This is a genomic window from Gammaproteobacteria bacterium, assembly GCA_013001575.1.
In the GTDB taxonomy this organism is placed as follows: Bacteria; Pseudomonadota; Gammaproteobacteria; order Steroidobacterales; family JABDMI01; genus JABDMI01.
Genome location: JABDMI010000099.1, coordinates 1 through 12,292, shown reverse-complemented (window position 1 = coordinate 12,292; position 12,292 = coordinate 1). Strand labels below are relative to the sequence as shown.

Annotated in this window: 10 protein-coding genes; 3 read left to right on the top strand and 7 right to left on the bottom strand. The window is 47.7% G+C overall.

Annotation, left to right across the window (positions count from 1 at the left end; all coding sequences use genetic code 11):
* The 4 genes from HKN88_08210 to rluD form a co-directional block, all read right to left on the bottom strand.
* Window positions 1–1,520: AAA family ATPase (locus HKN88_08210; GenBank protein ID NNC98043.1), on the bottom strand; the 1,520-nt coding region annotated here is incomplete at its 3' end.
* A gap of 115 nt (window positions 1,521–1,635) precedes the next feature.
* Entirely contained in the window at window positions 1,636–2,490 is an 855-nt protein-coding gene (locus HKN88_08205; GenBank protein NNC98042.1) for a ZIP family metal transporter, read from the bottom strand.
* 17 nt (window positions 2,491–2,507) lie between these two features.
* Window positions 2,508–3,332 (bottom strand): peptidoglycan editing factor PgeF, encoded by an 825-nt coding sequence (pgeF, locus tag HKN88_08200; GenBank protein ID NNC98041.1) that lies wholly within the window; start codon window positions 3,330–3,332, stop codon window positions 2,508–2,510.
* Window positions 3,332–4,342: a 23S rRNA pseudouridine(1911/1915/1917) synthase RluD gene (rluD, locus tag HKN88_08195; protein ID NNC98040.1), complete on the bottom strand. Its 1,011-nt coding sequence runs from the start codon at window positions 4,340–4,342 to the stop codon at window positions 3,332–3,334. The genes pgeF and rluD overlap by 1 nt, the downstream gene beginning before the upstream one ends.
* A gap of 116 nt (window positions 4,343–4,458) precedes the next feature.
* Between rluD and HKN88_08190 the strand changes: the two genes are divergently transcribed.
* Window positions 4,459–5,247: an outer membrane protein assembly factor BamD gene (locus HKN88_08190; protein NNC98039.1), complete on the top strand. Its 789-nt coding sequence runs from the start codon at window positions 4,459–4,461 to the stop codon at window positions 5,245–5,247.
* Between the two features lie 73 nt (window positions 5,248–5,320).
* Here HKN88_08190 and HKN88_08185 read toward each other — a convergent pair whose 3' ends face one another.
* The 3 genes from HKN88_08185 to sucC all read right to left on the bottom strand — a co-directional run bounded on the left by HKN88_08185 (window position 5,321) and on the right by sucC (window position 9,124).
* On the bottom strand, window positions 5,321–6,943 hold the full coding sequence (locus tag HKN88_08185) for an NAD+ synthase (GenBank protein ID NNC98038.1): 1,623 nt from the start codon (window positions 6,941–6,943) through the stop codon (window positions 5,321–5,323).
* Between the two features lie 105 nt (window positions 6,944–7,048).
* Window positions 7,049–7,921 carry a succinate--CoA ligase subunit alpha gene (sucD, locus tag HKN88_08180; protein NNC98037.1) on the bottom strand — a complete coding sequence of 291 codons (873 nt, stop codon included), beginning with the start codon at window positions 7,919–7,921 and terminating at the stop codon, window positions 7,049–7,051.
* A 45-nt stretch (window positions 7,922–7,966) separates the two neighbouring features.
* A complete protein-coding gene (gene sucC / locus HKN88_08175) occupies window positions 7,967–9,124 on the bottom strand; it encodes an ADP-forming succinate--CoA ligase subunit beta (GenBank protein ID NNC98036.1) in 1,158 nt (385 codons plus the stop codon).
* Between the two features lie 176 nt (window positions 9,125–9,300).
* Between sucC and HKN88_08170 the strand changes: the two genes are divergently transcribed.
* A complete protein-coding gene (locus HKN88_08170; protein ID NNC98035.1) occupies window positions 9,301–10,956 on the top strand; it encodes a hypothetical protein in 1,656 nt (551 codons plus the stop codon).
* Window positions 10,898–12,292: sigma-54-dependent Fis family transcriptional regulator (locus HKN88_08165; protein ID NNC98034.1), on the top strand; the 1,395-nt coding region annotated here is incomplete at its 3' end. The genes HKN88_08170 and HKN88_08165, both read left to right, overlap by 59 nt.

Sequence of the window (12,292 nt, the reverse complement as noted above, 5' to 3'; positions counted from 1 at the left end):
GGAATTCGACCGTATTGCAGTTCAGACATTTTGGCCAGATCACCCGCACGTTTAGCCGCATCCATGTCGATCTTGGCTTGTTCCAGCTGTTCTTTGATCAGAGTTGCGCCTTGCATTATGGCTTTTTCCGCTTTCCAGACCTCGTCCAGATCCGCGTACTCTTTGCCCACTTTTTCAATTTCGGTTTCCAGGGCACTTAAGCGTTTTTGCGAGGCTTCATCGGTCTCCTGACGTAATGACTCACGCTCGATCTTTAACTGAATCAAGCGACGATCAAGTTTGTCCATGGATTCCGGCATGGAGTCGATCTCGATGCGAATCCGTGACGCCGCTTCATCGATCAGATCAATCGCTTTATCCGGAAGTTGTCGGTCAGTAATGTATCGGTTTGACAATACCGCGGCATTCACAATGGCCGAATCGGTGATATCTACCCCGTGATGCACCTCGTAGCGTTCTTTTAAGCCACGCAAAATTGCCACCGTGTCTTCGACACTCGGCTCATCCACCAGAATCTTTAAAAAGCGTCGCTCCAGAGCTTCGTCTTTTTCAACGTATTCACGATATTCGTCCAGGGTGGTCGCGCCCACACAATGCAATTCACCCCGCGCCAAGGCCGGTTTTAACATGTTGCCGGCATCCAGTGCGCCGTCGGTTTTACCCGCGCCAACAATGGTGTGCATTTCGTCGATGAATAAAATGATCTGGCCTTCTTGTTGTTTGACCTCGTTCAAAACCGCTTTCAGGCGTTCTTCAAATTCACCACGATATTTTGCACCCGCGATCAAGGAGCCGACATCCAGACTCAGGATGCGTTTGTTTTTCATGCCTTCGGGCACTTCGCCATTGATGATGCGTTGCGCGAGCGCCTCCACAATTGCGGTTTTACCCACGCCCGGTTCACCGATCAACACAGGGTTGTTCTTGCGACGTCGTTGTAATACCTCAATGGTGCGGCGAATTTCATCATCGCGACCTATAATTGGATCGAGTTTGCCTTGTTCGGCTTTTCCGGTCAGGTCAATGGTGTATTTATCCAGTGCCTGACGGGAATCTTCGGCATTGGCATCGGTTACGGCTTGCCCTCCGCGTAAATCTTCAACCGCCTGGTTCAAGGCGTTTAAAGTGACTCCGGCATCTTTCAAAAATCCGGCAACCTGGTCTTTGGAAGCTACCGCGGCCAGAACAAATAATTCACTGGCAATGAATTGATCGCCGCGGTCTTGGGCCAGTTTGTCCGTGACATTCAGCAAGCGTGACAGATCATTGGAAAAATGCACTTCACCGGCATTGCCTTCCACACTGGCTTGACGTGACAAAAAGTCATCCAGCTCTTTGGCCAGTTGATTGGAATTCGCACCCGCTTTGTTTAATAAGGGACGAACCGATCCGCCCTCTTGGCGCAACATGGCCAAAAGCACGTGGCTTGGTTCTATAAATTGATGGCCCTTGCCGACCGCCAAAGATTGGGCATCGGAAAGCGCCATTTGGAATTTACTGGTAAGTTTATCCATTCTCATAATCGTATTTGCAGATTTTCTGCGGGTTATTTAGTTGCTCTATAGGTGGGGTCGATTGCAGACTTTTCAAGCATATCAGATTAGCTATTTAGCCTCTCGGCGACAGGGATCGTGCTTAGTGCAAGGTCGCATGTGAAAAATACACCACAAGAATTCCCAAACCGATCAAGAGAATTTGTTTAATCGAGTTTCCTGCGTCTACACGACGATGCAATCCGGGAATGAGGTCAGCAACTGCTATGTAAATAAAACTCGAGGCGGCAAAACCCAGTACATAGGGTAAAAATTCTTGCAGGTCTTTCAAGGCATAGTATCCAAGAATGCCCCCAAACACGGCGGTCAAACTAGCGGCTAAATTAGTGTAAAAAGCCCGCTTTTTAGACATACCACTGTCGAGTAAAATGGCCACATCGCCAACTTCCTGAGGCACCTCGTGCGCGATAACCGCCAAGGCCGTCACCACACCCAGATGAAAGTCGGTTAAGAAGGCGGCGGCAATTAAAATACCGTCAAGAAAATTGTGTACGCCGTCACCAAGCAGGATCATTTGGCCACTGGCGGCCTGTCTTTGAGCATCGGTGGGCTCAAAACTTGGCACGGTCTGGACGTGTTGGTGATAATCCCCGTGGTCATCGTGGTGCGATTGCACACTGGTTAAAGTATGCGCCTCGCAATGGTCATTATGGCAATGTCGCCACAGTACGGTTTTTTCCAGTATAAAAAAAGTCACAATACCAATCAGGATAGAGAGCCCCAGATTATGAAAGTTCTCCGAACCCGCCATTTGCAATGCATGCGGTAACAAACCTAAAAATGCTGCACCAAGTAATGCTCCAGTCGCGAAACTGACCAAATGCGGCACCAGACCATCCCGGCGTTTGCCCGAGATCAACAAAAGCATACTGGCCGCCAGAATGCTGAGAATTCCACCCAGGGCGGTAAAAAAAATGATGCCATTCAAAGTGCTCATATACTTACTCTTCTTTGTTAAATCAGGTCACTTAACCAAATAAGGCTTGCCATGCGTCCGCAATGCGGGTCTTGTTGTATGTCTGCTTGATGCGTGTGCCGGCGGTGCGAATAATACTCCGATTCTTGGGCATACGTGCATTGATCGCCGCCACTGATCGCATCGATTCCCAGGGATTGCAATTCCAGACGAGCCAGATGATAAATATCACAAGCGTATTTGTTATTGGTTTTTTGACTGAACGCCTCGGGTGCTACCGGGATTTGCTTTGCACAAGTGTCTAGAACCTCTTTGCCCACTTCAAAGTATTTTTGACTGATTGCCGGACCCAGCCACACCCGACATTCGCTGGCTTTGATGTCCAGAGCCGTGATAAATGCATTCAGACTTTTTCGAAGTATGCCGCGCGCAAGTCCACGCCATCCAGCGTGAATGGCCGCAATACCACGCCCTTTACAGTCGGTGACCAACACGGGTAAACAATCGGCGGTCATGATGACCAACACTTGCCGGGCAGTTCGGGTGAATGTGGCGTCCGCCTGCAATGTGTTGGACCGCAATACAGCGTTTTTTTGCAATTCATCCACATCCAGCATGCGGTCTGAATGAACCTGGTCCAGCCAATGTGGTTCAGCGGGTAATGCCAGTGCTAGTTTCAATAGTTCGCGATTTTGGGTAACGCGTTCAGGCTTATCACCCACATGACTTGCAAGATTAAAGCCCTCATACGGATTGGCCGGGTCAATTGATTGGCGTAAAGTCGTACAAGCCAAGACATGCGCGGGGACATCCCAATCCGGCAACAACAATTTCAAGCGAAATTTGCCTTGCTCATTTGACATTAGGATTCCTTGTCGGCCGACAATTCATCTACCAGATTCTGCATGTCATGCGGCATCGGAATTTGCCATTGATAATATTTTCCCTGTTCAGGATGCATGAATCCCAGCTGTGTAGCATGCAGAGCCTGACGCTTAAAGCCACGCAGCGCAGTTTGCAATGCCTCACTGGCCCCTTTAGGGATCTGTAAACGACCACCGTAAACCTGATCTCCCACCAGAGGGTGGGATTTCCAGGCCATGTGCACACGGATCTGGTGAGTTCGTCCGGTTTCCAGTTTGCAGCGGATCAGGGTGTGGCGAGAAAATTTTTGCACTACTCTAAAGTGCGTGGTGGCAGGTTTTGCCGAGTTGGAACTGGCGGATAAAACCGACATTTTGGTGCGTTGGCTGGGATGCCTGCCAATTGGTTTATCAATCGTGCCGCCAGCCGTAGGCACGCCTCGACATACAGCCAGATATTCACGCTTGACCAGACGTTGTTCGAGCTCACTGACTAAATGCGCATGCGCCACCAGTGTTTTTGCCACAACCATCAAACCGGTGGTGTCTTTATCGAGTCGATGCACAATCCCGGCTCTGGGAACTTGCTCCAACTCGGGCAAGTAATGCAACAAGCCATTCATCAAGGTGCGGTCGCTATTGCCCGCCCCGGGATGCACGACCAAGCCTTTGGGCTTATTGATGATGATCACGGCTTCATCTTCATAAACAATGGGCAGATCAATGGACTGCGCCTCGGTATGCACGATCACTTCGGGCTCCACGGTCATAACGATCTTCATGCCACTGGCGAGTTTCTCGCGCGGTTTTAACTGTTGCCCATCGACCAGGATTTTGCCGGACTTGATCCAGGTCTGTAAGCGCGCACGTGAATACTCCGGGAACAATTTGGCCACGATCACATCGAAGCGCTTGCCCGCCAATTCTGCTGGAACGGCTTCAAGTAGTCGCCCGGTATTTGGCTCTTGGGCCGCTGGCGATGGGTCGTTTGAATTTTTGATGTCAGACATGGATATAAACAGGTTTTGGATAGTCTATAATGCTTGATTAGGAAACTGGGCCGCAATGCTTAAAAATACCGCATTTTCCAGGCTTTGAATTTGAAAATATTGACCAAGAGTAAATCGTGCAAACATCTAATTTAACACAATCTCGTATTTCACCTGTAAGCGTCTTGATTGCTGCGGGCTTAAGTGCCTTGCTGATGCTGACAGGTTGCGCTTCCAATTCTGATGACGGTTCAGAATCCGTGAGAAGTTCACGCCTGACCCCGGATGAAGCGATTGAATACTTATTTAAGCGGGGCGAACGCTACATGAATTCGGGCAACTTTCAATCGGCAGTTTCCGCGTTTGAACAGCTGGAAACCCAGTATCCACTCAGTAAAGCAACACGCCAAGCGCAAATGAACCTGATTTATTGCTATTACAAACAGAAAAATTCCGAATTGGCCATCGATGCTGCAAACCAGTTCATCAAGGAAAACCCTATTCATCCCAAACTGGATTATGTGTATTACCTGTTGGGTCTGGTTCACTTTGATGAAGAAAATAATCGCGTAGAAAATCTTTTGCGCATTGATCGCAGCAAACGCCCGCAAAACGAAATGCAAGATTCCATGGAATATTTCCAGACCTTGGTCAGCAAGTATCCATCCAGTGAATATGCCACAGATGCCAAACAACGCATCATTTTTATTCGTGAACGTCTGGCAAATTATGACCTCAAGGTCGCGCAGTATTATGTACGTCGTGGCATTCACATTGCAGCTGCCAACCGGGCTAAAAATATTTTAGAAAAATACCCTGACACTCAAGCCGCGCGTCAGGCACTGGATATATTGCAGATCAGTTACACGGGCATGGGCATGCATGATCTTGCCGCTGATATTAGTCGGGTCAAGCAAGCAAACTAATACTCGAATAAATCGCAGTAGATAAAAAAACCGGACTAGTGTCCGGTTTTTTTTGCGAAAAACAATCTTGCAATTAATACCCCGAGGTGATCGGATAACGCCAGTCTTTTCCGAAGGCTCTGGAACTTATGCGTACTCCAGGTGGCGCCTGACGACGTTTGTATTCATTGCGCTTGACCATGTGCAATACTCGTTTTACCGTTTCCAGGTCATAGCCCATGGCCACAATATGCTCGACCGATTGATCGTCTTCTATGAATGCTTCCAGGATCGCATCTAAAATTTCATAATCGGGCAATGAGTCTGAGTCCTTTTGGTCAAAGCGTAATTCGGCCGTTGGTGGTCGCTCGATCACGACTTCAGGAATGGCTTGGGACAAGGTATTTCGATAGCGAGCCAAGTCGTATACCAGGGTTTTTACACAATCCTTGATCGGTGCATATCCACCCGCCATATCTCCATACAAGGTACAGTAACCGACTGCCATTTCGGATTTATTGCCGGTAGTCAGAACCATGTAGCCGGTTTTGTTCGAGATCGCCATTAACATCACACCCCGACAGCGTGCCTGAATGTTCTCTTCGGTGACCCCGGGTACAGTACCAGACAAAACTGCATCAAGCGCATCAACACTGGCTTTGTACATTCCTTCAATCGGGAAGCTATCGTATTGCACCCCTAGCCATTCGGCCTGACGCGCCGCTTCGCTTTCGCTTAAATCGGAAGTGTACTTTGAGGGCATCATTACCGCTCTAACCCGATCTGCGCCCAAGGCGTCTACCGCGATAGCCAATGTTACCGCCGAATCTATTCCGCCGGATAAACCTAATACAATGCCAGGGAAACGGTTTTTATTAACATAGTCGCGTGTGCCGACCACCAGGGCGTCCCAGGTTTGTTGCAAAAATGACGGTTGTGGCGGAAGCGGTGTTTGCACGGGCTCCCAGCGACCGGATTCCTGTGTGAAGGTCGTGACTAATATTCCCTCGCTGAAAGGAGTCAGTCGATTGGTAATCTTGCCATCCGAATTTGTGACCAGTGAAGACCCGTCAAACACCAGTTCGTCTTGCCCGCCTACCCAATTACCGTACACAATTGGTGCATCAATTCTTTTTGAAACGTCTTGTATTACTTTTTCTCGTGCGGATATCTTTCTCACATGATAAGGAGAGGCATTAATATTCAAGATGATCTCGGCGCCAGCTTTAACCGCCTGTTTTAATGGAAACTCTTCCCAAAGATCTTCGCAAATGGTTAAGCCGATATCCGCGCCTTTATATTCGACCACCATTGCCTGGTCACCGGGAGTGAAATAGCGTTTTTCATCAAACACCGCATAGTTAGGCAAACATTGCTTGTAATAGCGCGCCAGCTCATCACCGTTGTATAAAAAACTTGCGGCATTATAGATTTTGTCATCTTGATAATCCGGATAACCAATGACTACGGCAATATCCTTAATCTCATTCTTGATTTTTTTGAAAGCTTTTTGTACTCGCCATTGCAGTCCGGCGTGTAACAACAAGTCCTCGGGTGGGTAACCGGTCAAAGTCAATTCGGGAAAAACAATAATGTCAGCTTGATGCTCATCACGTGCCTGATTAGATAAGGCAATTACCTGTTCGCAATGTTTTTGAATGTCACCGACCAGACCATTCATTTGGGCAACAGCGATTATTAATTTTTCTGAGGACATAGAAATTCTTGTATAAAAATCTTATCGAATCCGGACATAAAGTATAAAGGATTCAATAAAAAAGGGAGCATAAAGCTCCCTGTTAAATCATTTTACAGACAGTATTTAGGCGCCCAGACGTTGCTTGATCGCACTGCCAAGTTCGGCTGGCGAACGCACCGTGGTTACCCCGGCCGCGTTCAAGGCTCTGAATTTTTCATCTGCCGTACCTTTACCGCCCGAAACGATCGCACCGGCATGGCCCATGCGCTTGCCTGGAGGCGCTGTCACTCCGGCTATATATGCCACAACCGGTTTGCTCACGTGCTCTTTAATGTATTCGGCTGCGGCTTCTTCATCGGTACCGCCAATCTCGCCGACCATGATTATGCCCTCGGTCTGTGGATCCTGTTCAAACAATTCGAGTACGTCGATAAAGTTTAGGCCTCGTACCGGATCACCTCCGATCCCGACACAGGTCGATTGTCCGAGACCGTTTGTGGTGGTTTGAAAAACCGCTTCATAGGTTAATGTTCCAGAGCGAGAAACAACTCCTATCTTCCCGGGCTGATGAATGGACGCAGGCATGATTCCAATCTTGGCTTCCCCTGGCGTGATGATGCCAGGGCAATTTGGACCAATTAACCTACAATCGAATTCATCCATGGCCGCTTTCACCTTGACCATGTCCAGAACCGGAATGCCTTCGGTGATACACACGACCAGCTTGATGCCAGCTGCTGCTGCCTCAAGAATGGCGTCTGCGGCAAATCCAGCCGGCACGTAGATCATGCTGACATCGGCACCCGTTGCATCAACCGCTTCTGCAACGGTATTGAAAACCGGCAAACCCAAATGGGTTTCACCACCACGGCCGGGAGTAACACCGCCAACCATATTCGTTCCGTAGGCAATACATTGCTCGGAATGGAATGTGCCTTGTCGGCCGGTAAAACCCTGACAAATAATTTTTGAATTCTTGTTAACCAAAATACTCATGAAATGTTCCAGACAATAATGTTAGTGATAGTTTTTATAATGTGATTACGCGGCCGCAACGGCTTTTTTGGCCGCATCGGTTAATCCATCGGCGGCCAAAATGTCGAGACCACTGTTAGCCAGCAGCTCACGACCTTTTTCAACATTGGTGCCTTCCAGGCGTGCAATTACCGGGACCTTGACGCCAACCTCTTTGACCGCTTGAATGATGCCTTCGGCGATCAGGTCACATCTAACGATGCCCCCGAAAATATTGACCAGAACGGCTTTGACTTTTTTATTCGACAGGATCAGTTTAAAGGCTTCGGTCACGCGTTCGGCTGTGGCGCCCCCGCCAACATCCAAAAAGTTGGCCGGCTCGCCGCCGTGCAATTTGATCAAGTCCATGGTTGCCATCGCCAGTCCGGCACCATTCACCATACAGGCAATATCGCCGTCCAGAGTGACATAATTCAAGTCATGCGCGCTGGCACGATTTTCCATTTCGTCTTCCTGGCTGATATCACGATAGGCTTTCATTTCGGTTTGACGGAATAAAGAATTGTCTTCGATATTAACCTTGGCATCCAGTGCAATAACGCGATCGTCTTTGGTTATGATCAATGGATTGATCTCGAGCATGCTGAGATCTTTTTCAATGAACAATTTATACATGCTCAACAAAACTTTAGTGAACTCGCGGATATGCGCTTTGCCAAGACCGATACCAAATCCAAGCGCACGGGCCTGATACGGCATCATGCCGGTGACCGGATTGATGTTTGTGGTCACAATGCGTTCGGGAGTTTTCTCGGCAACCTCTTCGATATCCATACCACCATCAGCCGAAGCCATGACCGAAACTCTTTCCGAGGCGCGATCGATCACAAAACTCAAATACAATTCGCGCTCGATCTGGGAACCCGATTCCACATAGACTATATTAATCGGCAGTCCTTCGGGTCCGGTTTGATGCGTGACCAGCACGCCACCAATGAGTGCTTTGGCGGCTTCGCGGACTTCGTCAAAACTGCGGCACAGTTTCACCCCGCCGGCTTTTCCGCGTCCACCGGCGTGTACTTGGGCTTTCACCACCCAAAGTTCGCCGCCAAGTTCTTTGGCAGCTTTAACGGCATTGTCAGGGCTGTCGGCAGCAATACCTTCTGGAACCGGAATGGCATAAGTTCTAAATACTTGTTTTGATTGATACTCGTGAAGATTCATCGATAGTCCTAACTCAAGGTAATAAAAAAGTTTGCACAGGCCGAAGTAGCGACCAAGGGCGCGTATTTTCCCTGAAAGTCAGATACATAGCAAAATTGCCGATAAATTCAGCATTAAACAAGTCCGTAAAAAGGAAATGATTAGGTATAACTCGTTAATTAACATACAATTTATACATGCAGAGTCCTATAGCCGTCGACAAGTTACATAAGGCAGAGTCCGAAATTGCCTGGCGTTTATTGAGTATCGTGAATCTGGTGCGCTTAATTCTCGCAAGCACTTTATTGGTCATTTTTGAATTTTCCGGGTTCAACAGTCCCTGGGGGGGGGTGCATCCCGAATATTTCCGGCTTGGTGTAGTTGCCCTCTTGAGTGTCAGTATCGTCATGAGCTACGCGATCCTGAAACAACGGCCCGGACAAAAATTATTAGCCTTCGCGGGCAGTCTGTTGGATAGCATCATTTTTGCGGTATTGATGCACAGTAGTGGCGGCTACGGCAGCGGCCTGGGCGTGATGTTATTGTTGTCTTTATCAACTGCCGCTTTAATTCTCACACGCCAACTCAGCCTGATCACTTCGGCGGCTGCGGTAATCGCACTCCTCGGACAGCACATACTTTCCGACTTTGAGTCGCCCGAAATGATCACAGACTACACCGGAGCAGGACTCCTCGGTTTGTTATTCTTTATAACCAGTATCGGGGCGCAACGCTTTGGTGAGCGCTATCGTGAGACTGAAGCATTGGCAAGACGCCGTGGTGTTGATATTGCCAATTTGTCGCAACTGAATGATTATGTTGTGCAGCGTATGCGCGAAAGTATTGTTGTGCTTGATGAGCACGGAAACACCCGTTTAATGAATCAATCCGCAGCCCGTCTACTCGGTGCGCACAATCCTAAAAGCAAATACAAGTTGTCAGAGTTATCACCCAAGCTTTACGGTTACTGGAAAGACTCTTTACGAAGTGTGCACCAACGGGATGACCACATCATTACCCTGGATGGTTTTACTAACATGTTACCAAGCTTTGTGCCGCTTGGTAGTCAGGCGAGTGATGGTACTTTACTATTCCTTGAAGACCTGAGTATTATTCAAGAAAAAGTTCAACAATCCAAACTCGCTGCCCTTGGCCGTCTGAGTGCCAGTATCGCACATGAAATTCGAAACCCGCTGGGCGCTATCAGTCATGCCAATCAATTATTAAGTGAATCAGAAAATCTGAATTCCGATGATCATTACTTCACTAATCTGATTACCAAGCAGGTCAAACGAATGAATCAGATCATTGAAAATGTTCAGGGGCTCACACGTGCTCCACTGGACAAGCCCGAAGAACTAGATCTACATGAATGGCTGGAAAGTTTTGTAGAGGAATTTATCCAAACCATGGAATTAGAAACCGGACAGATCGCTTTTGAGTTTTATAATTCACCCAAGTTCAGCCCGGTAGAACCACGTCATCATGTGTCTTTTGGCGAATCTCAACTACGTCAGGTGATTGGTAATATTTTTCATAACGCACTCATCCATGCCGTTGAAGATACTGCGGACTTGAAAATTATTTGTCGCACTCGCAAACATGAGATTTCCGATCGATTCATGTTGGAAATACTGGATAACGGCAAAGGCATTGATGCAGAAGAAGCCGAGCAACTGTTTGAGCCTTTTCATTCGAGTGTAAGCACAGGAAGTGGCTTGGGCTTGTATATTGCCCGTGAGATGTGCAGTTTAAACTACGCTCAATTAAGCGTTATAAATCATAAAAAACACGATGGTGCCTGCTTTAGAATACTATTTGCTGATACAGAACGCTGGACCCATAAAGAGTGACCTTAAAGAATTAAATAAAATCGGGATATGCGAAGTGACTAAAAACAAAAAAAACAAAAAGCAATCATTGATCTTGGTGGTTGATGACGAACAAGATATTCTCGATCTGCTCAGCATCACACTTAAACGCATGGGTTTAAAAAGCGTCACCGCAGCCAATCTTGCCGATGGGAAAGCTGCTTTGCATAAAAACGAGATTGACCTTTGCCTCACCGATATGCGCTTACCGGATGGGAATGGTCTCGAACTGGTAGAGTACATGCAACAACATTTTAATAAAATACCTGTGGCGGTTATTACTGCCCATGGAAATGTTGAGGCCGCAGTTAAAGCGCTGAAATTGGGCGCGTTTGATTTCGTCTCAAAACCGGTAGATCTAAACTGGTTACGTCAGCTTATCCAGAGTGCAATTAATATCGATGCGGAAGACTCCGATTCTGATGAAATGCAAGATAAGCGAGGCAAACCATTGATCGGGGCCTCAGAGGTAATGCAAAAACTAAAGACCATGATCCGTAAGGTTTCCCGCAGTCAAGCACCGGTGCATATACGGGGTGAATCCGGCACCGGTAAAGAGTTGGTTGCACGCCTGATCCACGACACCGGTCCAAGAGCGGATGAGCCCTTTGTACCCGTCAACTGTGGCGCGATTCCTTCAGAATTAATGGAAAGTGAATTGTTTGGGCACAAAAAAGGCAGTTTTACCGGAGCAACATCTGACAAACAGGGGCTTATTCAATCTGCCGATGGTGGCACTCTGTTTCTGGATGAACTGGGAGATCTACCCTTACACATGCAAGTCAAATTACTCCGGGTAATACAGGAAAAAGCCGTGCGCCCGGTTGGCGGCAACCAGGAAATCAATGTGAATGTACGTTTTTTAAGTGCCACACATAAAGACTTGTTGGAAAAAGTGAAAGAAGGCGCGTTCCGAGAAGATCTTTATTATCGCATCAATGTCATAGACCTGACCGTACCGCCATTACGCGACCGCAATAACGACATCTTATTGATGGCCAATTTTATTTTAAACAGGATTGCCGAAGATAATAATTCTGAAGCCCTCGAATTATCTGACACAGCTAAAAATGCATTATTAGATTACCACTTTCCAGGAAACGTCCGAGAGCTGGAAAACATTCTCGAACGCGCAGTAGCTTTAAGCGATGGCGGACAAATCACTGAAAATGATCTAACACTACGCACCAAAATCCCAGAAACCGTAATGGATACATCGGCAAGCGGCCTACACACCGCGCTGCAAGCTCAAGAGCGTAAGATCATCGAACAGGCCCTGGCCGAACACAAATACAATAAAACCAAAACCGCTAAAGCC